Origin of the sequence: Oribacterium sp. oral taxon 078 str. F0262, from assembly GCF_000160135.1 — a bacterium.
GTDB lineage: Bacteria > Bacillota > Clostridia > Lachnospirales > Lachnospiraceae > Oribacterium.
Genome location: NZ_GG729934.1, coordinates 709,935 through 734,410, shown reverse-complemented (window position 1 = coordinate 734,410; position 24,476 = coordinate 709,935). Strand labels below are relative to the sequence as shown.

Below are 24,476 nucleotides of genomic sequence, written 5' to 3'. Positions count from 1 at the left end.
CCCCGCAAACATCCCGCTCCTCATTTTTCCTTTACAAGCCCCGTGAACCAAAGAAAGATATAGATCAGGGACGGAATCACAATGAGGCAGAAAAGGACGCCGAGAATGCGCTCCTTCGCCGCCCCCGTAAAGGCAAAATACAAAAGGAGAAACAGGAGGACGGCAAAAAGAAGCAAGGCCAGTATGGCGAGAATCCGTCTCCAGTTCATACTCCTCTCCCTTCGTTTATCGCTTCCCTGTCCTCCTTAGCCGCCGTCTGAAGCATTATGCCGCCCGGCAGAAAAGGCTTTCCCCTCCGACTGCCGGATTTTAAAGCTTGATCTCCGCCTTCATCCCCAGGAGCTCCCTGTTTTCCTCGAGGAGAGGCCGGACGAAGTCCCTCAGGAATTCCTCCACCTGCTCGGGGGCGCGGCCGATATAGCGCTCCGGCCGCAAGGACTTTTTCAGCTCCGACAGACTCAGGCGGAAGGCGGGGTCTGCCGCGATCCTCTCCAGGAGGTCATTTTCTCTCCCCTCCTCCTTCACCGCCCTTCCCGCCTGCATCGAGAGAAGCCGGATCTTCTCGTGGAGCTCCTGCCGGTCTCCCCCCGCCTTTACCGCATCCATTAGGATATTCTCCGTCGCGAGGAAGGGAAGCTCCGACAGGATGTGCTTCTCGATGACCTTCGGATAGACGATGATGCCGTCCACCACATTCATGAGAAGCTCCAGGACCGCATCCGCCGCGAGAAAGCCCTCCGGGAGGGAGAGCCTCCGGTTTGCAGAGTCATCCAGGGTCCGCTCAAAGCACTGCGTGGAGGCCACCAGCATCGGATTCATAAGGTTGCTCATGAGAAAATCGGAGAGGGATGCGATCCGCTCCGATCTCATGGGATTTCTCTTATAGGCCATGGCGCTGGAGCCGATCTGCTGCTTTTCGAAGGGCTCCTCCAGCTCCTTCAGCTGCTGAAGCAGACGGATATCGTTCGTCATCTTGTGCGCAGACTGGCCGATAGAGGAAAGGACGGAGAGCACGCGGAAATCGAGCTTCCGGGAATAGGTCTGACCGGAGACCGGGTAGCAGGAGGAAAATCCCATCTTTTCCGCGATCTTTTGGTCCAAAGCCCGGCAGCTTTCCTGTGAGCCCCCGAAGAGCTCGAGGAAGGAGGCCTGGGTTCCGGTGGTTCCCTTCGAGCCGAGAAGTCGGATTCCGGAGAGCACATAATCCAGATCCCGAAAATCCTGGAGGAAGTCCTGGAGCCAAAGGCTCGCCCTCTTCCCGACTGTCGTCGGCTGCGCCGGCTGAAGATGCGTGAAAGCGAGAGTTGCGAGACCGCGGTATCTCTCCGAAAAATCCGCCAGCAGCTTCATGACATTCAGAAGCTTCTCCCGGAGCAGGGTGAGCGCCTCTCTCATGATAATGAGATCCGTGTTGTCCCCCACATAGCAGGAGGTCGCCCCGAGGTGAAGGATTCCCCTCGCGGCGGGACACTGAAGGCCATAGGCATAGACATGGCTCATGACATCATGCCGGACCTCCCTCTCCCGCCTCTCCGCGTCCTCATAATTGATGTCATCCCGGTGCGCGCGGAGCTCTGCGATCTGCTCCTCTGTGATCGGAAGGCCAAGCTCCTTCTCTGCCTCCGCCAGCGCAATCCAAAGACGCCTCCAGCTCCGGAATTTGTGCTCCGGAGAGAAAAGATACTGCATCTTCTCCGAGGCGTAGCGCCCCGTGAGCGGATTCTGATAGCTGTTTCGCGTAAGCATCCTGCCCCCCTCCTTCCTGCGGGCTCCCGATCAGGAAGCAAACAAAACATCCCTCATGCTGTAGAGCCCCGGCTCCCTTCCCGCGATCCAAAGGGCCGCGCTGAGCGCTCCCTTTGCGAAAATCCCCCGGGAATAGGCCGTATGACTCAGCGTGAGGATCTCATCCTCTCCGGCAAAGATGAGCTCATGGACCCCGGGAATGCTCCCTCCCCTGAGGGAGCTGATGCCGATCTCCCGCTTCGGGCGGGGCGTGCGGCGCTTCGTCCTGTCGAAGACCCTCTCAAGCCTCTCTCCGATCGCCTCGTCTACCGCGTCCGCAAGCATGAGAGCTGTGCCGGAGGGCGCGTCCTTCTTCCTCCGATGATGCTCCTCCAAAATCTCAATGTCAAAGCCCCTCTCGTAGAGCTTTGCCGCGGAGAGCTTCACAAGCTCCGTCAGAAGATTGATGCCGAGGGACATATTGGCACTTCGGAGGATCGGAATCCGGCGGGAGGCCTCCTCGAGCAAAGAAAGCTCCTCCTCCGAGAGGCCGGTCGTACAAAAGACCAGGGGCTTTCCCCTTTCACAGGCGTAGCGCAGGAGTCCCCCGGCCGCCTCCGGGACCGAAAAATCGACGATGACATCGAAGTCCTCCCTTATCTCGGAGAGCTCCCTGTAGAGCGGAAAGGGACGGGATATCCCCTCCTCCCCGGCCCGGCGGTCCACGCCGGCGACGATATTTGTTTCCCCGCCGGACAGGGCAGAGATCTTCTCCCCCATCACGCCGCAGGCCCCGTGCAGCAGTATTCTGAGCATATCCCCTCCTATTATCCTCTCCCTGAGCCTTCCGGAAGGAGTCCGTAGCGCTCCATCTCCGCGCGGAGCTTCTCCCGGTTTTCCTCCGTGATCTCCGTGAGCGGAAGGCGCAGCGGCCCCACTTCCTTTCCCAAAAGATTCATCGCCGCCTTCACAGGGATGGGGTTTACCTCCATGAAAAGCGCGCGGATCAGGGCGAGCGCACGGAGCTGTTCCCTTCTGGCGCCCTCGACATCCCCCTTAAACCAGCTCTCACAGAGCCCGTGCATTTCCCTCGGCGCGATGTTTGAGAGCACGGAGATCACTCCGGATCCCCCGATCGAGAGGAGCGGCAGGACAATTCCATCCTCTCCGGAATAAAGAAGGAAGTCCCGGTCCACAAGGCTCATGAGGCGGGAGCTCATCGCAAGGTCTCCGCCCGCATCCTTTACGCCCACGATATTTTCAAAGTCCCGGTAGAGCCTCGCCATCGTCTCCGGCTGTATCGTAACACCGGTCCGGGAGGGCACATTATAGAGGATGCAGGGGATGGAGACCGACTCCGCGACCGCCTTATAGTGCTCATAGAGCCCTCCCTGCGTCGCCTTATTGTAGTAGGGTGTCACGAGGAGAAGTCCGTCCGCGTCGGCCTCCTCCGCCTCTTTCGAGAGCTTCACCGCGGTCTCCGTGCTGTTGGAGCCCGTGCCTGCGATCACAGGGATCCGATGCGCTGTGACCCGGACGCTGTGGCGGATCACATCCATATGTTCCGCCTCGGAGAGCGTCGCGGCCTCCCCCGTCGTCCCGCAGGAAATGATGGCGTCCGTCCCTCCCGCGATCTGTTCCTCCAGAATCTCCGTGAGTTTCTCATAATTCACGGAGCCGTCTTCATGCATCGGCGTGATCAGCGCCACGCCTGCGCCCCTGAATATCGCCATATCGTCCTCCTGTCTGTCCCTCGTCCTCCCTCTTTCCCGGAAGACAAGACTCAAACTGCAAAAGCGGCATCCTTTGCTCCCCTAGCCCTGCTTTCGGGAGAAGCCCGCCCTCTTTCGAAGCACCGGGTCGAGAATCTTTTTTCGAATTCTCAGATTCTCCGGCGTCACCTCGAGAAGCTCATCCGTGTCGATGAAGTCAATGCACTGCTCCAGGGACATGATCTTCTTCGGCACCAGCTTCAGAGCCTCGTCCGAGCTAGAGGTACGGGTGTTTGTGAGATGCTTTGTCTTACACACATTGACCTCGATGTCCTCTGCCTTCGGACTCTGTCCGATGACCATGCCTCCGTAGACCTTCTCCCCCGGTCCGATGAAGAGTGTCCCCCTCGCCTGAGCCTGAAAGAGACCATAGGTCACGGCCTCTCCCCTCTCGAAGGCGATGAGAGAGCCCTGGCGCCGGTAGCTGAGCTCTCCCCGGTACTCGCTGTAGCCGTCAAACTCCGTGTTCAGAATCCCGTTTCCCTTCGTATCCGTCATGAATTCGCCCCGATAGCCGATGAGACCTCGGGAGGGAATCTCAAATTCCAGCCTGGTATAGCCGGTGGAGAGCGGACTCATCCCGTTCAGGACTCCCTTCCGCTGCGTGAGCTTTTGGATGACGGATCCCGTGCACTCGTCCGGGACATCGATGTAGGCGATCTCCATCGGCTCCAGCCTGCGGCCGGCCTCATCCGTCTTATAGATGACCTCCGCCTTCGAGACCGCAAACTCGAAGCCCTCTCTCCGCATCGTCTCCACAAGGACGGAGAGATGCAGCTCTCCCCTCCCGGAGACCTTGAGGCAGTCCGTACTTTCGGTCTCCTCCACGCGGAGGGAGACGTCGGTGTTGAGCTCCCGGAAGAGGCGCTCTCTTATGTGGCGGGAGGTCACATATTTCCCCTCCGTACCGGCTAAGGGAGAGTCATTTACCATAAAGTCCATGGAGATCGTGGGCTCCGAAATCTTCTGGAAGGGGAGCGCCGTCGGATTTTCCTCCGTGCAGATCGTATCTCCCACATGGAGGTCCTCGATGCCGGAGACCGCGACGATGGAGCCAAAGCCCGCCTCCTGCACATCCACCCTCTTCAGCCCGTCAAACTCATAGAGCTTCGTGATGCGGACCTTCTTTCTCTTTGCGCTGTCATGGTGATTCAGGACCAGCGCCTCCTGATTCACGCGGACCGAGCCGTTCTCCACCTTCCCGATCCCGATCCTCCCCACGAACTCATTGTAGTCGATCGTGGAGATCAGCATCTGTGTCGGCGCATCCGGATCCCCCTCCGGTGCCGGGATGAAGCTCAGGATCGTCTCAAAAAGCGGCTTCATGTCGAGATCCGGGTCCTCCAGCTTCCTCTTCGCGTATCCCGCCTTCGAGGACGCAAAGAGGAAAGGGCAGTCCAGCTGCTCGTCCGACGCGTTCAGATCCATCATGAGCTCCAGCACCTCATCCACGACCTCGAGCGGGCGGGCCTGGGGCTTATCGATCTTATTGATGACGACAAGCACAGGGAGCCGGAGATCCAGCGCCCTTTGCAAAACGAAGCGGGTCTGCGGCATCGGGCCCTCAAAGGCGTCCACCAGGAGGATCGCTCCGTTTACCATCTTCAGAATCCGCTCCACCTCTCCGCCGAAATCCGCATGGCCGGGAGTGTCCACGATATTGATCTTGACACCCTCGTAGCTGACTGCCGTATTCTTTGAGAGAATGGTGATCCCCCTCTCCCGCTCGATCGGGTTGGAATCCATGACGCGGACCCCCACATCCTGGTTCTCCCGGAACGCGCCGGACTGCTTCAAAAGCTCATCCACCAGCGTCGTCTTCCCGTGGTCGACGTGAGCAATGATGGCAACATTACGGATATCTTCTCTCTTCTCTGACATTTTCCTCTCTTTTCCTCTCCCCTGCCTCGCCGGAATATAAGGGCTGAAGCACCGCATTTTCCGACCCCATAAGCTTATGGATTATACCACCGGGTTTTTTCAATTGCAAGGGAGAGCGAAGCGCCGGAGAGATCCCGGAGCCTGTCGGAAAAGAGCGGAAGCCTCTCCTTTGGGACGAGCCAGCTCAGCACTATTCCCTCTCCGTATTCCGCGCTCTCCTCCCGAATCTCCATCGACTCCGCGAGAAAACGGAGCTTTCCGAGAAGGGAATAGGGGAGCTCCGTCCGGACGCGGAAGCCCTCGACTCCTCCCACGATGACGGCCCCGCTCAAAGCGGCCTTCGCGGCCTCCGTGTAGGCCCGGACCAGCCCTCCGGTTCCGAGCAGTGTCCCGCCGAAATAGCGGCTCACCACCAAAAGACTGTCTGTGAGCTCGGCCCCGCAGAGGACCTTCAGGATCGGGAGACCGGCCGTCTGCGAGGGCTCCCCGTCGTCAGACTGTCTCTGCTCCTCCCCCTTCTCCCCCAGGATATAGGCATAGCAGTGATGACGCGCCTCGTAATGGCGCTTTCTCTGCTCCATGATCCTCTCCTGCGCGTCCTCCCGGCAGGATATCGGAAAAACCGCACCGAGAAAGCGGGATTTCTTCTCCTCGTAGCTCCCGCTCCCCGCCTCCTTCACATAATTCATGACTCATCCCTTTTTCTTTGTCGGCCCCTTATCGCTGATCTCCGCATCCTCCGAGCTCTTTTTCTTCTTCGTATCCGATCCGCCGGAGGATTTTTTCTTCGAGCCGGAGTCTCCATCGGAGGACTTCTTCTTCGAACCGGAGTCTCCGTCGGAGGACTTTTTCTTCGTGTCGGAATCCCCGTCGGCGGACTTCTTCTTCGAGCCCGAATCCCCGTCGGAAGACTTCTTCTTCGAATCCGAATCCCCGTCAGAGGACTTCTTCGAATCGGAATCTCCGTCGGAGGACTTCTTCGAATCGGAATCCCCGTCTCCCTCCTCGTCCTCTTCCTCCGTGGTCTCCGGCACATAGCGGAAGTAGCGGTCATCCGTATGCCCCGACTCATTCTCCGGAACGCGGATCGCGCCCCAGCTCGTGTGGAGACTGCACTTCTCCGTGGGGACCGTCCCCTCCGCAAAAAGCTCCGTGATCACCGCAGAGCCCCGGTAGTCCTCATAGCAGCCCGCAGACGGAAGCTTCCCCGACTTCCGGCAGACCTTCGCCTCCACGATGCCCGCCGGGCGCACAAAGCCGGGATCCGAGAGGCCTTTATGCACCTTTTGCATGATATTTCGCCAGATATCCTTGTGGAAGCCGGTGCCGCCGTTGTATTCCCCGGTCCTTGTATCCTTCAGGGACTGATTCTCGTCGCAGCCTCCCCAGATCCCTCCGATATAATAGGGAGAATAGCCCACAAACCAGATATCCCGGTTGTTCGTCGTAGTCCCGGACTTTCCGGCCAGACTCATGCCGTCAAAATGCGCCCTCGTCGAGGTGGTATTGATCGTCATCGTATCCGCAAAGGCCCGGTGGAACTCCATGGAGGAGGCCATCGCATCCGTGAGGAGGTAGGCCGTCGTCTCCTTCATGACCTGCTTCGCCTCATCCTTTGTGGTATCGATCAGGACCTTTCCGCTCTGATCCACAATCTTCGTGAAAAATTTCGCCCGGTTCAGCTTTCCGCCGTTTGCGATCGCGCCGAAGGCCTGCGTCAGCTCCAGATTGGAGACCCCCCTTGTGAGACCGCCGAGCGCGATCGCGGGCGCATTGTCCTCCTCCGTCAGAGTGCTGATGCCCAGAGACTGCGCATACTCAAAGCCGTTCTTTGGCTGCACCGTCTCCATCAGGCAGCGGAGAGCGACGATATTCAGAGAATACATGATGCCGTCCCGTATGCTCTGATAGCCGAGATAGCCCCCCGAGTACCAGTTCTTGAAGACCTTCGTCCCGATGGAATACTCGGAATCATAATAGCTGCTGGCCAGGGTCGCCCCGTACTTGTCGATCGCGGGCGCAAAGGAGCTCAGGATCTTGAAGGTCGAGCCCGGCTGCCGTAGGACATTGCTCGCGCGGTTCAAGGTGAGGGACTGCTTCTTCTCCCCCCTCCCCCCGGAGAGCGCCAGAACCTCCCCGCTGTGGGGATCCATGAGGATGAAGGAGGCCTGCGGCTGCAGGCTGTAGTCCGCGGTCTCTGAGAGGATCTTGTCCCCCTCCGTCAAAACGGCCTTCTTATAGAGATCGATGTTCTTCTGCGCGCTCTCCGTGCTCTGAAAGAGGCCGTTGAAGTCCTGCTTTCGAACCTCCGTCATCCAGCGCTGGAGATCCTTTTCGGAATAGTTCACCACGGTCCCATTCGCGTGCTGCACGGAAAAACGCCAGCTCAGGGAATACTTCTGCACATCATAATTATTCGGATCATTGATCTCCTGATCGACGATCGCCTGAAGCTTCGGGTCCTGCGTCGTATAGATGCTGAGCCCGCCGGAATAAAGCAGTCTCGCCGCCTCCTCCCGACTGTAGCCGAGCCTCTCCTGAAGGGCCTCCATAACCTGCTCCGTGAGCTCATCCGTAAAATAGGAATAGGGCTTCGACTCATCCTGCGTCATCTGCACATTGACATTCTGAATCCGCTCATAGACATTGTCCGCCATGGCCTGATCGTATTGCTCTTTTGTAATATAATTCTGCTTCAGCATATAGGAGAGCACGATCGCCCGGCGCTTCGCGTTGTTCTCCGGATGAGTGATCGGGTTCAGGCGGGTCGGGTTTTTCGTGATCGCCGCGATGACCGCGCACTCGGAGAGCGTGAGCTCGGAGATCTCCTTATTGAAATAATGGCGCGCCGCCACCTTTACGCCGAGCGTGTTGGAGCCCAGATTGATCGTATTCAGATATTCCGTAAGGATGCTCTCCTTCAGGCTCCGCTTGTCCATCCCCGGCTGCGCTTCGAGCTCAAACGCGAGATACTGCTCCTGGAACTTTCTGACATAGCGCTCAAAGGTCCCCTCGTGGAGCCCTCCTCCAAAAACATTGTTCTTTAAAAGCTGCTGGGTAATGGTGGACCCGCCGCCGGCCCTGCTGCTGTCATCCGAGGCGACGCCCTTTACCGCGCGGAGAATGGCCCAGAGGTCGATGCCGTTGTGCTTCCAGAAGCGCTCGTCCTCGACCGAAACCACCGCATTCACAAGGTCCGTGGGGATCTCCTCAAAGCTCACCCTCTCCCGGTTGGAGCCCTCCATCACAAGCGTCGCGACCGGATTTCCCTCTCGGTCATAGGTCTTCGTCGCGTAGGCGGTGGGGCCCACATTGATCTTGTCGATATCCGGGGCGGAATCCAGAATCCCCCGGAACATGCCAAGCCCGAAGGAGAGGACGAGAAGGACAGCCCCGACCGAAAAGACCAGGGACGCGCTCCCGAAAAAACCCGTGACCCGGTGCCAGATCCTGGCCTTCGGGCTGTCCAGCTCATAGAGCGTATTTTCTATGTTATAGCGGGTGTACTTCATCCTGTCGCTTTCTCCGGCCTGAAACCGGCACAAAAAGAACAGACCTCACTATGGTCCTTTTTACATAATACCATAGTGAGGCGTTTTTTTTCAATATAAGCCCGCTCCAAAGGCAGGCGGCCGGCTCCGCGCCTTCCTAAAATACCGAAAAGCAGACAGCAAGACAGCATGGATCTATGCCTACAGCAGGATGATCCCGTTCCTCCTGCACTCCTCCTCCATCTCCTTCGGCCAGATCGAGGCCTGGACCTCTCCCACATGAGCCCGGTCCAAAAGAAGCATGCAAAGCCTGCTCTGTCCGATGCCCCCGCCGATCGTAGAAGGGAGCTCGCCGTTTAAAAGCATGCGGTGGTAGGGAAGGACTCTCCTCTCCTCACAGCCCGCCTCCTTCAGCTGCCTCGAAAGAGAGCTCTCATCGACGCGGATTCCCATCGAGGAGATCTCCAGCGCACAGTTTAGTCTGTCGAACCAAAAGAGGATATCCCCGTTCAGCGACCAGTCATCATAGTCCGGTGCCCTCCCGTCGTGCGGCTTTCCGTCCGAGAGCCTGCCCCCGATCCGGCTGATGAAGACGCAGCCATGCTCCTTCGTGATCAGATTCTCCCGCTCCTTCGGGCTCTTATCCGGATATCTTTGTAAAAGGCTCTCGGAGTCGATGAAGAATATATCCTCCGGGAGCTTTTTCACCGCCCTCGGATACTGATACCAGACCTCGTGCTCCATATGCTTTATGATCCGAAAGATCATGCGGACGGTCCCCTCGAGCGTGATCTCATTCCGCTCCTCTTTTTCGATGACCTTCTCCCAGTCCCACTGATCGACATAACAGCTGTGGAGGTTGTCGAGCTCCTCATCCCGCCGGATCGCATTCATATTCGTGTAGAGCCCCTCGCCCGGCTGAAAGCCGTAGCGAAGAAGCGCAAGCCTCTTCCACTTCGCGAGGGACTGCACGACCTCCACGCTCTCCTCCGGCTCCCAGGGCACATCAAAGCTGACCGGGCGCTCCACGCCGTTCAGATTGTCATTGAGCCCTGTGCTCCTCTCCACGAAGAGGGGAGCGGAGATCCGGGACAGATTCATCTCCCTCCCGAACTCCTTTTGAAAGGTATCTCTGATATATTTGATCGCTTCCTGCGTCTCCCGGACGGAGAGCCGGGGATCATAGTCCTTCGGAATCACTAAAGCCATCTTCTTTTCTCCTCCATCGCCTTACTCCCTGAAAAACAGCGCCCGAAGCGGGGCGCCTTTTATCATAACTAAATTCCTCCCTAGAATTCCGCCTCCAGGTAATGCTCCGCGCTCTGCCGGTCCCCGTCCTCTGTGAAATAATCATAGAGAAAATCCCGCTGCGCCCTTGTGAGGGGCAGGAGATGTGTCACAAGCTTTCTCTCCCTCCCGGGGCTATGAATCAGGCAATAGCCCCGTCCGGACAGATAGTCCCGGACATTCAGGATGCTGTGCCGCAAAAAATCCTCAAAGAGGCCGAGCTCAGAAAGGATCCGCTCCGCCTCCGTCGAATGCGCTCCCCATCCGCAGGGATAAAAGTCCCCGGACGGTGAGAGCCAGCCAAGCCTCTCTTCTCCATATTCCCGCGCCCCCATCTCATACCTCCTCAGAGAAGCATCAAAAATGCCGCCTGATTCCCCCTCCTCTCCCCGGAGAAGCGGTGGGAGAAGAAGAGCTTCGGATTACAGCAGGTACAAAAGCCGGGAAGTTCGATCCGGTCCTCCGAAACTCCCTCCTCTAAAAGAAGCTGCCGATTCGCCTCCCAGAGATTAAGATGATATTTTCGCTCTCCCCCGGCATCTCGCCCTGTGAAGGAGACGATCCGCTCTCCTCCGGGGAAGTCCCGGAGAAAGCGCTCGGAGAGCTCCTCCGATACCTCATAGCAGCTCCCGCAGATGCTCGGTCCGATCGAGATAAAAAGATCCGAGGGCTCCGTCCCGTATTCCCTCCGCATTGCCTCCACCGTCTTTGACGCGATGCGGGAAAATGTCCCCCGCCAGCCGGAATGGACCGCGCCGATCGCCCTCTTTCTCGGGTCATAGAGGAGGAGGGGGACGCAGTCTGCCCAGAAGACCGTGAGCAAAAGACGCGGGACATCCGTGATCAGGGCATCCACATCGGTATAGTCCCTCTCCCTGGTAAGTCCCTTCCCCGCGTCCTCCTCCGTCACGGTCCGAACCCTGTCTTTATGCGTCTGATGGCTTAAGACGAAGCGACTCTCCGGGACGGAAAAATGCTCCGCGATCCGGTGAAAGTTTTCCCGGACATCCTTCTCCCGGTCTCCCCTCGTAAAGCTTAAATTCATGCTGCTCCACTCGCCCTCGCTCACACCGCCAAGCCGCGTGGCATAGGCGTGCCTGATCCCGGAAAAAGAACCAAAAAGCGCCGATTCCAGGAGCGGAAGCTCGCTCCCATCTCTGTTTTGATAGCTGTGAAGCTCCAGCAAGCTCCCCTCCTCTTCCGAAACGAAGAACTTTTCCTCTGGCCCGGCCGAAGGACGATCCCGATCCGGGAACGATCCGACTCGTCCGCTCGGGAACGGGACGGATGCCTACTTCCCCGGCGATCCCGCTCCGGGAACGATCCGATCGGCGGGCTAGTTCGCCCTTTGCTCCTTCCCCTTCTCTCCGGCATCCTCTCTCAGGATCTCGTCCATGGTGCGCCAGCCGAGTACGGCGCACTTCACGCGGGAGGGCATATGGGAGATATCCTCGAGGATTCCGGCTTCCTCCAGCTCCTCCTTCTCCTCCTCCGTGATCTTTCCGGTAATCATGCGGAGAAAAATCTCGGAGAGGCGCAGGGCCTCCGACTTCTCCCTCCCGATAATCAGATCACACATAATGTCCGCGCTGGCCTGCGAGATCGCACAGCCGTCCCCATCGAAGGAGGCATCCGAGATGACTCCCTTCTCGTCCAGCTTCAGATAGAGAACAAGCTCATCCCCGCAGCTCGGATTGACACCCTCCAGAGAATAGCTCGCATCCTCCATCCGGTGCTTGTGCAGGGGATGCACATTATGCTCTGTGAGGATCTCGCCGTAGTAGGTCTTAGTCGCCATAGCCCATCTCCTCCCTGATCCCGGAAAGCACAAGGAGAAAACGCTTCACATCCTCCTCTGTATTGTATAATCCGATGCTCGCTCTCGTAGTGCTCGGCGTCCCGAGAAACTTCATGAGAGGCTGCGCGCAGTGGTGTCCCGCCCGCACATCGACATTGTGGGAATCGAAGATCGCCGCGATATCGTGCGGGTGCACATCGTCTATCGTAAAGGTGACGATGCCGTGGTGATCCTCCGGGGAAGCGGATCCCAGGATGTGGACATGGGGAAGCTCCCGCATTCCATCCATGAGAAGCCTCGTGAGATGAAGCTCCCTCTCCTGTATCCTCTCCATTCCGATGGACTTTACATAACGGAGTGCCTCCCCGAGCCCTACGGCGCCTCCCGCGTTGACCGTCCCCGCCTCGAACTTATGCGGAAGCTCCGCCCAGGTAGCCCGTTCCGTCGTGACATAGTCGATCATCTCTCCCCCGAAGAGGAAGGGCGGCATCTTTTCCAGGAGCTCTCTCTTCCCATAGAGTACGCCGATCCCCATGGGGCCGTAGATCTTGTGCCCCGAAAAGGCGAGGAAATCGACGTCCAGCTCCTGCACATCCACCTTCCTGTGCGGCACGGACTGCGCTCCGTCACAGACGAAGACCGCGCCTCCCTCGTGGGCGATCCTTGCAAAGGTCTTGATATCCTGCTCACAGCCGAGCACATTGCTGACCTGATGCATCGCGGCGATTTTCACCCTGGGGTTCATCGCAGCGCGGAAGCTCTCCTCGGAGATCTTCCCGTTTGGATCCGGCTCAAGATAGCGGACGAGGGCACCGCTTGCAAGGGCCGCCTGCTGCCAGGGGATCAGATTGCTGTGGTGCTCCATGATCGTTATGAGGATCTCATCCCCCTCGTGAAGGACGCTCCGCGCGTAGCTGTAGGCCACCAGATTCAGGCTCTCCGAGGCATTCCTCGTAAAGAGAATCTCGGCGCTCTCCCTCGCGTTGAGAAAGCTTCTCACCTCTTCCCTCGCGGCTTCATAGGCGTCGGTCGCCGCGATGGAGAGCTTATAGAGGCCCCGGAGCGGATTGGCATTTTGCGTGCGGTAATAATTATTGACCGCCTGCAGGACGCACTCCGGCTTCTGCGTCGTCGCGGCATTATCGAGATAGCTGAAATCCGCCGAGCGGAAAATCAGAAATTTCGAACGGATCCTCTGGTCCTCCGCCCTCCTCTCTTCTCCTGTCATCTCCCTCATACCGCCTCCTCGTCCTCTCTTCTCCGGTAGCTCTTCACCTGCTCCCTGAGCTTTTCATCCGAAATCCCGTTGATTACGGCATCGATCTTTGCGTCCGCCATCATCTCATAAACGGCTTCCTTCTCCATGCCGCGGCTCTGCATATAGAAGAGCATGTCCTCATCCAGTCTTCCGATGCTCGCCCCGTGATTTCCCTCCACATCCTCCTCATCGCAGAGGATGACGGGAACGGTCTGGTTCACGACCGTATCATTCATAAGGAGCACTGTCTCCATCTCGTTTCCGACCGCGCCCTTCGCGCCCTTTCTCAAATCAATCGTTCCCCGGAAGAGCTTAAAGGCATGGTCCCGGAGCACGCCGTCCGAATCGATCCGGCTCTCCGTCTTCTCCCCGATATGATTTGCGATCAGGTTAATGTCCAGGCGTTCCTCTTTCTTGAGGAGGTAGCCGATCGCGCTCTCAAAGCGGCTCTCTCGCCCCGAGAGGTCTGTCCGGATCCCATGGAAGCTCTGTCTTCCGCTTAGGAGAATCTCCCTCTCGTCAAATTCCGCTCCTTCCCCGGTCTTTGCGCCGATGTCGTGGAAGAAGCAAAAGTCCTCTCCGAGCCTCTGCACCTGGATGAGCCGGACTCTCGCACCCTTTTCGATGGAAAGCTTCGTCTGCACACCGGCATATCCCGCCTTCTCCGAGGAAAAGTCCATGAAGATCGTGAGCTCGCTTCCCTCCTCCGCGCGGATGGAAAAGAGGTTCAGCGCCTGCTCCCCCTCCCCGTAGTGGAGACTGATATAGAGCGCATCCTTCTTCGAAATTCCGGCCCCGATGTGAAACTCGCGGACGGGAATCCCGCTCTCCTCCGCCATCCGGTCGAGCTCCTCTCCCATGCCTCCCGCGATATTTCTCATCAGCGTATAATCTGTCTCCGAGGCGGAGAGCTCCTCTGTATCCTTTAAAACCGGCTTTCCCTCCTTGAGCTTCTCCGGCACCGGGAGAAGTGCGCTGTTCATCCCGAGCCAGCGGAAGGTGGGAGAGGGCAGCTTATTTACTGTGATATTTCTCTCTTCTGACACATTAGCTCCTTTCCCTCAGCCGATCGCTCCGACCATCTCGAGGCGGATCAGATTATTCATCTCCACCGCATACTCCAGAGGAAGCTCCTTGGACACAGTATCCGCGAAGCCGCTCACGATCATCGCCCTCGCGTCCTCCTCGGAGAGACCGCGGGACATCAGATAGAAGACGGCGTCATCGGAGATCCTCCCGATCCGCGCCTCATGCCCGACATCCGCCTGCTGCGTCCTGACATCCATCGCCGGTATCGTATCCGAGCGGGAGTCCGAATCCAGCATGAGGGACTGGCAGGAGACCGCGGACTTCGCGTTTTTCGCATTCCTCCCGATCACGACAGAGGAGCGGTAGGTCGAGACTCCTCCGTCCTTTGAGATCGAGCGGGTATTGATATAGGAGCTGGTATCCTCCGCATTATGCACCATCTTCGCCCCGGTATCGAGATTCTGCCCGTGCCCCGCGAAGGTTACGCCGGTGAACTCGGACTTTGCGCCCCTACCGTTTAATATCGTCATCGGATAGAGGTAGGATACATGGGAGCCGAAGGAACCGGAAACCCACTCCATCGTGCCGCCCTCCGCGACAATCGCCCGCTTTGTATTCAGATTGTACATGTTCTTCGACCAGTTCTCAATGGTGGAATAGCGAAGATGCGCATTCTTCCCGACGAAGAGCTCCACGCAGCCCGCGTGCAGGTTCGCAATATTATATTTCGGAGCGGAACAGCCCTCGATGAAATGGAGATAGGCCCCCTCATCCACGATGATCAGCGTATGCTCAAACTGCCCCGCGCCCGGCGCGTTCAGCCGGAAGTAGGACTGAAGCGGAATCTCCACAGAGACCCCCTTTGGGACATAGACAAAGGAGCCCCCGGACCAGACCGCCCCGTGGAGCGCGGCGAACTTATGATCTGTCGGCGGCACGAGATGCATAAAGTGCTCCTCGATCATCTTCGCGTAGGGCCCGTGCAGAGCGGACTCAAGATCCGTGTATACGACACCCTTGGACGCGGCCTCCTCCTGGAGATTATGGTAGACCAGCTCCGAATCATACTGCGCTCCCACACCGGCGAGACTCTTCCGCTCCGCCTGCGGGATGCCGAGCTTATCGAAGGTTTCCTTGATATCCTTCGGCACCTCATCCCAGTCCGCCGTCATCTTCGTCTTCGGCTTGACATAGGTCACGATATTCTTCATATCCAATCCGTCGATGGGGGGACCCCAGGTCGGAATGCTCTTCTCATTGTAGATCTCCAGGGAGCGAAGACGGAAGTCCCGCATCCACGCAGGATCCTTCTTCTTCTCTGAGATCTCCTCTACGATCTCCCGGTCCAGCCCCTCCTTGATCTTGTAAAAGTCGGAGTCCTTCTCCTCATAGCGGAAATCATAGATGGAACGATCGATATCGTTCACTTCGGTTCTTTCCCTTGCCATCACTATACCTCTGCTCTCTCCATCATCGACTCTCCTACTCCCCTGCGAGAGCGAGAAAAAGCCCGCGCCCTGACGTCCGCTTCATGCTCATGAAGGGGGCGTGTCGCAAAGTCTTCCCTCCGCGCCCGTGCAAGCACGGCGCGGGCTCAGACTTTGGACACTGGAGTCATGTATCTCTCAAATCCTTCCTGGTTGATTCTGTCCACGAGGGAGGCGTCCCCTTCGTCTTCCATGCGTCCGTTTACGATGATATGTGTCCGGTCGACCTTCAGGGATTCCAGGATTCTCGTGGCGTGTGTGATGATGATGAGGGCGCCGTCCATGGATTTTTGGTACTCCTCCACACCCTCCGACACCGTCCGCACCGCGTCTACGTCGAGGCCGGAATCCGTTTCATCCAAAATCGCGAGGGCGGGCTTCAGCATGAGAAGCTGAAGGATCTCCGCCTTCTTCTTCTCCCCGCCGGAGAATCCCACATTGAGATCCCGCTCGGCGTAGGAGGGATCCATATGGAGAAGCTCCAGAGCCTTCTTCATCTCCTTTTTGAAATCCCAGAGACGAATCCGCTTTCCGCTCCTTTGCTCCATGGCGCTTCGAATGAAATTCCCGAGCGTGACGCCCGGCACCTCCAGCGGATTCTGGAAGGAGAGGTAAATTCCCCGCCGAGCCCGTTTGTCCACGGCCTCCTCCGTGATATCCTCTCCCTCGAAGAGGATCTTCCCGCTCTCTACCGTATAGCGCGGATTCCCCATGATCGCATTCCCGAGCGTCGACTTCCCCGCGCCGTTTGGCCCCATGAGGACATGGGTCTCTCCCCTCTTCACCGAAAGATTGATCCCGTGCAGGATTCCCTTTTCCTCCACGGATACACATAGATCCTTCACATTCAATAAATCAGCCATAATTTTATCCTCCCGCACCGCGCTTTTCCAAAACGCGGAAGCTGCGCCAAGTCAAATCCCCTTCCTTAATCTATCTTCCCATTATCGGAACAGGTTCTCCTGCCTGTGGAATCGGATTATACCCTGAGGAGAGATTTTGCGCAAGATATTTCCCAGTAAAATAATAGGATTACCAGAAAAAGAACAAAGCACGGCCATTTTCACTCCGCTCGGAGGCCTTATTCATGCATGATATTCATTCCTTAAACGAAGGCTCATCCGGCTTCTTAGACCGGCAAGGCCCGGTCTGCCGCCCGGCCGATCCGCTCTCATACCTCAAATCCACATAGAAGACCCATCCGGCGCCGATGCTCTCCCGCTCTTTAGCGCTTACTTGCCAGATCACGGGATAAACTGCTACAATATTTTCTGTTCCAAAAAGGCAGACTGCACACTGTTTTAAAAAGGAAAGGAAGGAATTTTATGGCGAACCCTATTGTCAGCATCCTGATGGATGACGGAAAGACGATCCGTCTGGAGCTCTATCCGGACAAGGCGCCGATCACCGTCGAGAATTTCTTAAAGCTTGTGAAATCCGGCTTCTATGACGGACTCTGCTTTCACCGCATCATCCCCGGCTTCATGATCCAGGGAGGGGATCCCAAGGGAAACGGCTGCGGCGGCCCGGGCTGGAGCATAAAGGGGGAGTTCCGCTCCAACGGGGTGCCCAATGACTTAAAGCACGTGCGCGGCGTCATCTCCATGGCAAGAGCGATGGATCCGAATTCCGCAGGCTCCCAGTTCTTCATCATGCACGCGGACGCCCCTCACCTGGACGGAGAGTACGCGGCCTTCGGATCGGTGATCGAAGGTATGGACGAGGTGGACCGCATCGCAAATACGCCGACCGGCTTTCAGGATGCCCCGATGGAAGACGTCATCATGAAAAAGCTGAGCCTTGAGGAGACGGAAAAGGCCTGAGCCCTCCCGGGAAGCTTCCATAAGATAAAAGCCGCTCATCCAAAGGCGCTTTCCCGTAAAAAGCGCCGGAATGATGCGGCATACTCGGACGAGGGGATAAGCTCCATTATGATCTCCTCGTCGGAAAAGATCCCCGGAAAGTCGGAAATCCTCTCCTGTCTTTTAATTCTTCGTTTCTCCCTCTTCCGTCGTGCTCTCTCCGCTGAGCCGGATTCTACCCATAGAGCATTCCAGGTGGATCTTTCCCTTTTTCCCGTCCTGGTGGAATTCTCCCCCTCTCGCGCGGCCGTCGATTTCCAAAAGCCCGAGCTGCGCACTCGCGTCGATTTTGAAGTCATCGAGTCTCTGCCTCGCCTCGAGATCCAGATTCCCCATATCAAGATCTGCAAAGAGGCTCTGAAAGAGAAGTCCTCTCCCCTTCACATTTCCCATATCACAGGAGATCCGGGCTTCTCCGAGCGAGGAATCCGTGATCTCCAGATTTCCCATGTCGAGATCCGCGGAGAAGTCTTCACTCTTCAGCGATCGGATCTCCACATTGCCAAGGTCCGCCTCGATATCGACGCGGGAAAGTCCGGCATCCTCCGGCAAGCTGATGCGGAGCTTCTGTCGTCTCCTTGGCTTTGAAAAGTAAGTCCTGGTCTCTTCTTCCGTTTCCTGACTCACTCTGAGGACGCCATCCTTCAGCGAGAGCTCCGGGAGGAGTTTCTCATAGCCCTCGTATTGATACGCATATCCCTCCCCTCCTCCGGAAATTTCGAGGCTGAGAAGATCGGCATCGACCTCGATCTCCCGGATCTCCTCGAGGGAATCGCCCTTTTTGATATAGGCCCCCCAGACCCGGCTCCCCATCCTGCGAAAAATGTGGAGGAAGCATCCGACAGCGATGCAAAGCGCAGTGAAAACACTGATAAGAAGCAGATAGGTCCCTTTCCTCATTGAGATATCTCCCGTTTCATAAAGTGACAGCCCGACTTTTAAATGCCTCGATCCGCCATGATGCGAAGGAACGGAAAGAGCGCCGCTCCGACAACGAAGATAAGCCATGTTCTTCCCCAGTCAAAGCTCAAAAAGCTCCAGCAAAGGTAGATACAGCCTATGGTCTGCCAATAGCAGGACAGCACGGTCCTCGCCATGCCCGCCTGCTCCGGGCTGTGCCCGGATTCATCGCGGCGGGATCCATAAGCTTCTCCTTCCCGCCGATCAGGAGAGCCCTGCTCCAGGGAGAGCGCGCTCTTCGCTTCCCCCGTCCCTCCGCTGCCTTCCCCTGGGGCACAGGAGCTTTGGCGAAAAATCCGCTTATAAATTTTCCTCCGGGCGGCTGCAAGTATCAGGAAGAAGACACCGATTCCGACAAGGAGCAAAAAAAACGATATTTCGAACCCCTCCCGCGGAAGCTCCGTGACGACCGGCAGGGGACTTAGGATCAGGAGCGCTATTCCGACGGCGTGGCAAAGCGTGATCGCCGTCTTATCCTTCTCCCAGCGCGCTCTTAGGCCATCCAAGGCATCTTTTCCGAGAGATAAGGCATCGGTCTTCAGAAATTCCCAGTCCTTCTTCAGGAAGGAGGCATAGATCAAAAAGCCGCCTCCCAGCGCGGAGAGGACAAAGAGAAAGCTCATTTCCAGCGTGTCCTCCGAAAAATCCGAGAGAGGAAGCTCATCCGAAAAGAAGAATGCCATCGGGCTTATAATGATGAGCATAAGCCCGATTCCCGTCAGAACAGCGCGCAGCGTAAAATCTCTGAGGCAGCGCTCCGTCTCCTCCAGGCTGAGCACTCTCCCCGGATTTTTCGGAATCTCCCTCTTTCCCAGGAGCTCCCGAAGCCCCAGAGATTCCGCGAGCTCCTCCAAATTCCCAAACTCCGCGATTACGGTGCCCGCCGCCTCGTTCTCCGACTTTCCCTCCTCGATCAGCTCCCCGAACTTATCCTCCATCATCTGCAAAAGCTCATTCCTGGCCTTCCTGAGCTCCGGCGTGTCCGGCAGCTTTCCAAGCATCGAATCCAGATAGCTCTCAATGATCTCCATGCCGATTCCCTCCCTCTCCTCCGACTCCTCCACATTAGACAGCGGTCCGTAAAGGCTCCCATGAAAAAGCCGCCCGCAAAGACTCTCCTGCGAAAATCTCCGCTCTCAGAAACTATGCGTCTCTGCGCTCTCCGCCGGTAGAAATCCGCCTGAGAAAAAGCGCGCTCTCCCCGGCGGACAAACAATAGAAATGACGGAGAAGCCCCGGCTCTCTTCTTTAATTCTCTCAGCCTGCCGGGACATCCACCGTAAAGCTCTCCAGCACTTCCTTTGTGAGCTTCCATTCCTCGCACTTTTCGAAATAATACGCCCTCCCCTTTCCGGTAATCCGGTAGTAGGTCCTCTTCTTTCCATTTTCAGCCGCTCCGGGATAGGATTCGATATAGCCATTTTTCTCCATCCGATTAAAGGCAGAATACAGGGTTGTCTCCTTTATGATATATTTTCCGCCGGAAAGCTCCCTGATCTGTTTCGAAATCGCATAGCCATAGGAGGGCTCCCTTATGAGAAGGAATAAGATCATGGTGTCATTGTAGCCGCGAATGATATCGCTGCTGATATTCTTCACGCTCTCCCTCCCGCATCTCCAGAGGCCCAAAAATACACCGCCTGTCGTAGTATATTGTCAAGAGCAATATACTACGACAGGCGGTGTATGTCAAGCTCTTCCCTCAAAGCCTCGGCCTCGGTCCGCTCCTTCGATAGGCGCTCGGAGAGAGTCCGACTCTCTGGCGGAAAATCCGGGAGAAAGCGAGGGCGTCCGGATAGCCGACCTGCTGCGCGATCTCCGCGATCATGAGCCCGCTCTCCCGGAGGAGGGTCTGGGCCCTCCGGATGCGGATGCCCATGAGATACTCCTGGGGAGAGACCCCGGTCTCTCTCCGAAAGCTGTTGCTCAGGTAGCTTCGATTCACTCCGATGTACTCCGCTATCGCTCCGATCCGGAGCTTCTTCTCATAGTAGCGGTCGATGTAATCCTTGACATATCTCACATAGGAGGAGCTCGAATAGCTGCAGCTTTGGCGGAGGGACTGCGTACTCGTATAATCCTGTATCAGCTCCGAGAAAAAAAGCATGAGATTTGCATTCCTTCGGAGGGAGCTCCAGAAATTCAGCTGATGCGCATCCAGCATCTCATCCAGATACTCCCCTAGCTTTTCTGTGCAGCCGACCGGACGAAAGGGCCGCTCCTTCGGAAAGCCGGCCTTCCGCACACAGGTCTCCGCATCCACACCGCTGAAGCCCACCCAAAAGTAATTCCAGGGTCTCTCATGATCCGCCTCATACCACGCCTCCTGATGCGCCCTTAGGACAAAGGCGAAGCCCTCCCCGAGTGTGAACTCCTCTCCATTCAGTAAAAGCCTCCCCTCCCCGGAGCGCACCACATGGAGCACAAAGCACTCCCGCCGGTTCGGGCCGAAGCGATGTCCCGGGGCGCATTGCTCGCTCCCGCAATAGGCAAGCTGAAGATCATTCACCCGCTCCTCAATATCGTTTAGGACCCGGTAGCGCTCCGAGCGCACGATGCCGGGCTGAAGCTTTCCCATGCGCTGCCTCCTTTTCTGCCGGCCGCTCCGACAGCGCAGGACGCTCCCGCTCCGGCGGCCGGAATTCGGACATGCCAGTCAGTGCCGTAGAATGCTCCCGCTCCGGCACTGCGGGAGCTTCCCTTTTCCTCTTTTCTGACGGCGGCGATTTCAGGGCGAAAGCTATTCTCCCTCCTCCCGGATCAAAAAGAGAAGCGATGCAAAGTCTCCGCCCTTTTTGCTGAGATCCTCCCTTTTGATCGGGATTCCGGCCTCCATAAGCTCATCCCCATAGGCGCGGTAGCTCCGAAGCCCCTCCCCCTCAAGGGAAAGCTCCGCTCCGAAGATCGGCTCCCTCATCTCAAGACAGGGAGAGAGATCACAGCTTAATGCATAGAGGCTGTCGGGCTTCAGGCCCCTCAGCCTAAGTCGGATCGCGGAGGCGTTCACATAGTTAAGCCTCTGATAATAGGCCGCAATCGCCTTCCTTTGATCCCGGGAGACCACCATCCACGCCGTCTCATTCCCCTCAAAGGGATTTTTGAGGCGGTAGAAGTCCCCATCCACCTGCAAAAGCTCCCGATGCTCCTTCATAAAGCGCACCTGCTTCTTCACCTCCTCGATCTCCTCCTCCGGGAGCAGATTCAGGTCGAGCTCATAGCCGAAGGTCCCGAAGTATGCCACATTGGCGCGCGTCTCCAGCGGCGTCCTCCGGTAGACCTGCATATTCGGGACGGCGGAGACATGGGAGCCCATGCTGACGATCGGGTAGACATAGGAGGTCCCGTACTGAATCTTCATCCGCTCCCCCGCATCCGTGTCGTCGCTGCACCAGGTCTGAGGGGCAAAGTACATAAGCCCCGCGTCAAACCTCGCGCCTCCGCTGGCGCAGGACTCAAAGAGGATCTCCGGAAATTCCTCCGTCAGCCTCCGATAGAGCTGGTAGACGCCGAGGATGTAGCGGTGCATCATCTCTCCCTGCCTCTCCGCCGGAAGAGCCCTCGAGTACGGCTCCGTCATATAGCGGTTCATATCCCACTTGATATAGGAGAGAAAGGAGCTCCGTATGATCTTCGCAATCTCCTCATAGAGATAGTCCACGACCTCCTGCCGGGAAAAGTCCAGGACATATTGATGCCTCGCGTGGGACTCAAAGCGGCCCGGCACACCGATCAGCCAGTCCGGATGCGCGCGGTAGAGCTCGCTGTCCTTATTTACCATCTCAAGCTCCACCCAGAGTCCGAAGTGAAGGCCCAGGGCCTCGATCTTTCGGGAGAGTCCGGCGATTCCGTCCGGCAGCTTCTCCAGGTTTGCCTGCCAGTCCCCGAGTCCCTGGTAGTCATTGTTCCTCTTTCCGAACCAGCCGTCGTCCAGCACGAAGAGCTCCGCGCCGACCTCCTTCGCCTTCTTCGCGATGCGGAGAATCTTCTCCTCATCGAAGTCGAAGAAGGTGGCCTCCCAGTTATTTAAAAGGATCGGACGCGGGAGATCTCTCCACTTCCCCCGCATAAGGCGCTTCCGGTAGAGACGGTGGAAGCTCCGGCTCATGCCGTTTAAGCCCTGATCGCTGTATACCAGCACTACCTCCGGCGTCTGAAAGCTCTCCCCCTCTCCGAGCTCCCAGCAAAAGCCCTCCGGGTGGATGCCGAGCATGAGCCTTGTGAGATCGAAGGTCGAGACCTCCGCCTGGGCGAGGAAATTTCCGCTGTATACAAGGCTGAAGCCGTAGACCTCACCCTGAAACTCATCCGCATTTCCCCGAAGGAGAGCGAGGAAAGGATTCTGCTCCGCGCCGGAACAGGTCCCGTTTAAGCTCTGTATCCCCTGAAGCCCCATCTCCAGGGGACGCTTCTTCACATAGCGCTCCCTCCCCCATGCCCCGGAGAGCTGTAAAAGCTGATAATCCTTATCGGGAAACTCCAGGCTCATGCTGAGCGCTCTCTCCAGATAGAGCTTCCCCTTCCCATGGGAGAGAAAACGCGCATTTCTCGTGATCACCGGATAATCCCGGTAGATCGTATAGCTAAGGCAAAGCTCCGCCTCCGTGAGCTCGTCGAAAAGCGTGATTTTCAGACTGAGCGCCTCATCGGGATCCTCCGCATAGGTCGCGGGGAGCGGAAGCAGCGGCTCCTTCCCCGGGAAAATCTCGTGGGAACGGTAGCGAAAATCCGAGACCCTGCTCCCGTTCTCCTGCCGGATCACAAAGGCCGGGGAACGGTAATCCCCGCTGCCGTAGCCGGGGTACTCCTGCCTTGTATAGTTCAGAGAGAGCTTCCCCGGCTCCGGGATGCAGATGCTCATCTGAGAGCGGAGCGCCTCCTCGTGAAAATGGGAGAGCCCCTCCCGGTCGTGGATCCGCTTTCCGAAATAAATCTGCTCCAGCTGCCCGTTTTCCATGATCCGGATGATATAGCTGAGCTTCTCATTAGAGAGGTGAAAAATCCCCTCCTCCTCGTGAAATATGATCTTCAAGGCATTCCTCCTGCTTTGATGACTTGATAAAGGGAAAATCTAAGGGAAAAATCCGCTCACAGCTTCCCGCCGCTCGTCGCGATTCCCTCGATGAACTGCTTCTGAAAGAGGACGTAAAGGATAATCATCGGAACACAGGCGATGAGAGACGCCGCCATCAGCTCCGGGAACTTCGAGACATACTGTCCCTGCATCTTTGCCAGCGCCGAGGAGAGCACCAGCATATTCTTGTCTGTATTCACGATCATCGGCCAGAAAAGATCCTTGAAGGCGAAGACCGAGGTGAAGATACCGAGCGCCACCATGCTGGAGCGGGTCAGCGGCATCATGACATAGAGGAAGGTCTGCCCGATATTGCAGCCGTCCAGCCGCGCGGCCTCCTCCAGATCCCTCGGGAGGCTCTTAAAGCCCTGCCGGAGCAAAAATGTTCCAAAGGCCGTCACCATGCCCGGGAAAACCAAGGCAAAAATCGTATTCAGCTTATGGAGCTTCGCTACCATCAGGTACTGCGGGATGATGAAAATCTGCGACGGCACCATCATCTGAAAGAGAACGAGCGAAAAGAAGATTTCCTTCCCCGGAAAGCGGAGCCTCGCAAAGGCATAGCCCGCTGTGCTCGCGGTCACGACGGCCAGCAGGACCCGGAAAAAGATCATGAGGATCGTATTCCAGTAGAGCCTCCCGAAGTCCATATAAGTGATAACCGCCGAAAACGCATCCGTCCTCCAGTGGGAGGGGAGGATGACAAAGGGGTTCACGGAGGTCGCCTCCGTCGTTGTCTTAAAGGCGGTCAGAGTCATCCAGAGAAAGGGCGTGAGCATTGTGATCGAGACGAGGATCAGGATGAGATGCACTAAAATCCTCGTGAGATTTCTCTTTCTTTCCAGAGTATCCATC

At 57.2% G+C, this 24,476-nt stretch carries 22 protein-coding genes; 1 reads left to right on the top strand and 21 read right to left on the bottom strand.

The annotated features are described in order from the left end of the window. Positions 1–20: 20 nt before the first annotated feature. The 15 genes from GCWU000341_RS07145 to sufC all read right to left on the bottom strand — a co-directional run bounded on the left by GCWU000341_RS07145 (position 21) and on the right by sufC (position 16,591). The gene (locus tag GCWU000341_RS07145; protein WP_009215189.1) at positions 21–209 is read right to left on the bottom strand and encodes a hypothetical protein; all 189 of its coding nucleotides are present in this window, start codon (positions 207–209) and stop codon (positions 21–23) included. Between the two features lie 100 nt (positions 210–309). After that, positions 310–1,746 carry an adenylosuccinate lyase gene (purB, locus tag GCWU000341_RS07140; RefSeq protein WP_009215188.1) on the bottom strand — a complete coding sequence of 479 codons (1,437 nt, stop codon included), beginning with the start codon at positions 1,744–1,746 and terminating at the stop codon, positions 310–312. Positions 1,747–1,776: 30 nt separating this feature from the next. Continuing rightward, positions 1,777–2,541: a 4-hydroxy-tetrahydrodipicolinate reductase gene (gene dapB / locus GCWU000341_RS07135; protein WP_009215187.1), complete on the bottom strand. Its 765-nt coding sequence runs from the start codon at positions 2,539–2,541 to the stop codon at positions 1,777–1,779. A gap of 11 nt (positions 2,542–2,552) precedes the next feature. Next, positions 2,553–3,458, bottom strand: a complete 906-nt coding sequence (dapA, locus tag GCWU000341_RS07130; protein ID WP_040653843.1) for a 4-hydroxy-tetrahydrodipicolinate synthase — start codon at positions 3,456–3,458, stop codon at positions 2,553–2,555. Between the two features lie 81 nt (positions 3,459–3,539). Beyond that, complete coding sequence (gene typA / locus GCWU000341_RS07125) at positions 3,540–5,378, bottom strand: translational GTPase TypA (protein WP_040653842.1); 1,839 nt, start codon at positions 5,376–5,378, stop codon at positions 3,540–3,542. Between the two features lie 74 nt (positions 5,379–5,452). Beyond that, positions 5,453–6,067 (bottom strand): IMPACT family protein, encoded by a 615-nt coding sequence (locus GCWU000341_RS07120; RefSeq protein ID WP_009215184.1) that lies wholly within the window; start codon positions 6,065–6,067, stop codon positions 5,453–5,455. A gap of 3 nt (positions 6,068–6,070) precedes the next feature. Further along, complete coding sequence (locus tag GCWU000341_RS07115; protein ID WP_009215183.1) at positions 6,071–8,890, bottom strand: transglycosylase domain-containing protein; 2,820 nt, start codon at positions 8,888–8,890, stop codon at positions 6,071–6,073. A 180-nt stretch (positions 8,891–9,070) separates the two neighbouring features. Then, on the bottom strand, positions 9,071–10,078 hold the full coding sequence (gene asnA, locus GCWU000341_RS07110) for an aspartate--ammonia ligase (RefSeq protein ID WP_009215181.1): 1,008 nt from the start codon (positions 10,076–10,078) through the stop codon (positions 9,071–9,073). Between the two features lie 80 nt (positions 10,079–10,158). Continuing rightward, a complete protein-coding gene (locus GCWU000341_RS07105) occupies positions 10,159–10,491 on the bottom strand; it encodes a hypothetical protein (protein WP_009215180.1) in 333 nt (110 codons plus the stop codon). An 11-nt stretch (positions 10,492–10,502) separates the two neighbouring features. After that, positions 10,503–11,342, bottom strand: coding sequence for a peptidoglycan editing factor PgeF (gene pgeF, locus GCWU000341_RS07100; RefSeq protein ID WP_009215179.1), 840 nt, complete (start codon positions 11,340–11,342; stop codon positions 10,503–10,505). Positions 11,343–11,492: 150 nt separating this feature from the next. Next, complete coding sequence (gene sufU, locus GCWU000341_RS07095; RefSeq protein WP_009215178.1) at positions 11,493–11,954, bottom strand: Fe-S cluster assembly sulfur transfer protein SufU; 462 nt, start codon at positions 11,952–11,954, stop codon at positions 11,493–11,495. Beyond that, positions 11,944–13,191 (bottom strand): aminotransferase class V-fold PLP-dependent enzyme, encoded by a 1,248-nt coding sequence (locus GCWU000341_RS07090; protein WP_009215177.1) that lies wholly within the window; start codon positions 13,189–13,191, stop codon positions 11,944–11,946. The genes sufU and GCWU000341_RS07090 overlap by 11 nt, the downstream gene beginning before the upstream one ends. After that, positions 13,188–14,258, bottom strand: a complete 1,071-nt coding sequence (locus tag GCWU000341_RS07085; protein WP_040653579.1) for a SufB/SufD family protein — start codon at positions 14,256–14,258, stop codon at positions 13,188–13,190. Before GCWU000341_RS07085 ends, GCWU000341_RS07090 begins: the two co-directional genes overlap by 4 nt. 15 nt (positions 14,259–14,273) lie before the next feature. After that, on the bottom strand, positions 14,274–15,689 hold the full coding sequence (sufB, locus tag GCWU000341_RS07080; RefSeq protein WP_009215175.1) for a Fe-S cluster assembly protein SufB: 1,416 nt from the start codon (positions 15,687–15,689) through the stop codon (positions 14,274–14,276). A gap of 146 nt (positions 15,690–15,835) precedes the next feature. Further along, positions 15,836–16,591, bottom strand: a complete 756-nt coding sequence (gene sufC, locus GCWU000341_RS07075; RefSeq protein WP_040653577.1) for a Fe-S cluster assembly ATPase SufC — start codon at positions 16,589–16,591, stop codon at positions 15,836–15,838. A 462-nt stretch (positions 16,592–17,053) separates the two neighbouring features. Between sufC and GCWU000341_RS07070 the strand changes: the two genes are divergently transcribed. Then, a complete protein-coding gene (locus GCWU000341_RS07070; RefSeq protein WP_009215171.1) occupies positions 17,054–17,551 on the top strand; it encodes a peptidylprolyl isomerase in 498 nt (165 codons plus the stop codon). A 162-nt stretch (positions 17,552–17,713) separates the two neighbouring features. Here GCWU000341_RS07070 and GCWU000341_RS07065 read toward each other — a convergent pair whose 3' ends face one another. The 6 genes from GCWU000341_RS07065 to GCWU000341_RS07040 form a co-directional block, all read right to left on the bottom strand. Next, positions 17,714–18,490: a DUF4097 family beta strand repeat-containing protein gene (locus GCWU000341_RS07065; protein ID WP_009215170.1), complete on the bottom strand. Its 777-nt coding sequence runs from the start codon at positions 18,488–18,490 to the stop codon at positions 17,714–17,716. A 38-nt stretch (positions 18,491–18,528) separates the two neighbouring features. Beyond that, the gene (locus GCWU000341_RS07060; RefSeq protein WP_155812684.1) at positions 18,529–19,581 is read right to left on the bottom strand and encodes a permease prefix domain 1-containing protein; all 1,053 of its coding nucleotides are present in this window, start codon (positions 19,579–19,581) and stop codon (positions 18,529–18,531) included. Positions 19,582–19,807: 226 nt separating this feature from the next. Next, positions 19,808–20,149: a PadR family transcriptional regulator gene (locus GCWU000341_RS07055; RefSeq protein ID WP_009215167.1), complete on the bottom strand. Its 342-nt coding sequence runs from the start codon at positions 20,147–20,149 to the stop codon at positions 19,808–19,810. Positions 20,150–20,252: 103 nt separating this feature from the next. Beyond that, positions 20,253–21,128, bottom strand: a complete 876-nt coding sequence (locus tag GCWU000341_RS07050; protein ID WP_009215166.1) for an AraC family transcriptional regulator — start codon at positions 21,126–21,128, stop codon at positions 20,253–20,255. Between the two features lie 162 nt (positions 21,129–21,290). Continuing rightward, positions 21,291–23,579, bottom strand: coding sequence for an alpha-galactosidase (locus GCWU000341_RS07045; protein WP_009215165.1), 2,289 nt, complete (start codon positions 23,577–23,579; stop codon positions 21,291–21,293). A 56-nt stretch (positions 23,580–23,635) separates the two neighbouring features. Continuing rightward, a complete protein-coding gene (locus GCWU000341_RS07040; RefSeq protein WP_040653575.1) occupies positions 23,636–24,475 on the bottom strand; it encodes a carbohydrate ABC transporter permease in 840 nt (279 codons plus the stop codon). Position 24,476 lies beyond the last annotated feature (1 nt).

Excerpts from the sequence above, each read along its gene's own strand:
- GCWU000341_RS07120 (WP_009215184.1), bottom strand. The coding sequence starts at position 6,067 with ATGAATTATGTGAAGGAGGCGGGGAGCGGGAGCTACGAGGAGAAGAAA.
- GCWU000341_RS07040 (WP_040653575.1), bottom strand. The coding sequence starts at position 24,475 with ATGGATACTCTGGAAAGAAAGAGAAATCTCACGAGGATTTTAGTGCAT.
- GCWU000341_RS07070 (WP_009215171.1), top strand. The coding sequence starts at position 17,054 with ATGGCGAACCCTATTGTCAGCATCCTGATGGATGACGGAAAGACGATC.
- dapA (WP_040653843.1), bottom strand. The coding sequence starts at position 3,458 with ATGGCGATATTCAGGGGCGCAGGCGTGGCGCTGATCACGCCGATGCAT.
- typA (WP_040653842.1), bottom strand. The coding sequence starts at position 5,378 with ATGTCAGAGAAGAGAGAAGATATCCGTAATGTTGCCATCATTGCTCAC.
- sufB (WP_009215175.1), bottom strand. The coding sequence starts at position 15,689 with ATGGCAAGGGAAAGAACCGAAGTGAACGATATCGATCGTTCCATCTAT.
- GCWU000341_RS07090 (WP_009215177.1), bottom strand. The coding sequence starts at position 13,191 with ATGAGGGAGATGACAGGAGAAGAGAGGAGGGCGGAGGACCAGAGGATC.
- sufC (WP_040653577.1), bottom strand. The coding sequence starts at position 16,591 with ATGGCTGATTTATTGAATGTGAAGGATCTATGTGTATCCGTGGAGGAA.
- asnA (WP_009215181.1), bottom strand. The coding sequence starts at position 10,078 with ATGGCTTTAGTGATTCCGAAGGACTATGATCCCCGGCTCTCCGTCCGG.
- GCWU000341_RS07115 (WP_009215183.1), bottom strand. The coding sequence starts at position 8,890 with ATGAAGTACACCCGCTATAACATAGAAAATACGCTCTATGAGCTGGAC.
- GCWU000341_RS07050 (WP_009215166.1), bottom strand. The coding sequence starts at position 21,128 with ATGGGAAAGCTTCAGCCCGGCATCGTGCGCTCGGAGCGCTACCGGGTC.
- GCWU000341_RS07065 (WP_009215170.1), bottom strand. The coding sequence starts at position 18,490 with ATGAGGAAAGGGACCTATCTGCTTCTTATCAGTGTTTTCACTGCGCTT.
- purB (WP_009215188.1), bottom strand. The coding sequence starts at position 1,746 with ATGCTTACGCGAAACAGCTATCAGAATCCGCTCACGGGGCGCTACGCC.
- sufU (WP_009215178.1), bottom strand. The coding sequence starts at position 11,954 with ATGGCGACTAAGACCTACTACGGCGAGATCCTCACAGAGCATAATGTG.
- GCWU000341_RS07105 (WP_009215180.1), bottom strand. The coding sequence starts at position 10,491 with ATGGGGGCGCGGGAATATGGAGAAGAGAGGCTTGGCTGGCTCTCACCG.
- dapB (WP_009215187.1), bottom strand. The coding sequence starts at position 2,541 with ATGCTCAGAATACTGCTGCACGGGGCCTGCGGCGTGATGGGGGAGAAG.
- GCWU000341_RS07145 (WP_009215189.1), bottom strand. The coding sequence starts at position 209 with ATGAACTGGAGACGGATTCTCGCCATACTGGCCTTGCTTCTTTTTGCC.
- GCWU000341_RS07060 (WP_155812684.1), bottom strand. The coding sequence starts at position 19,581 with ATGGAGATCATTGAGAGCTATCTGGATTCGATGCTTGGAAAGCTGCCG.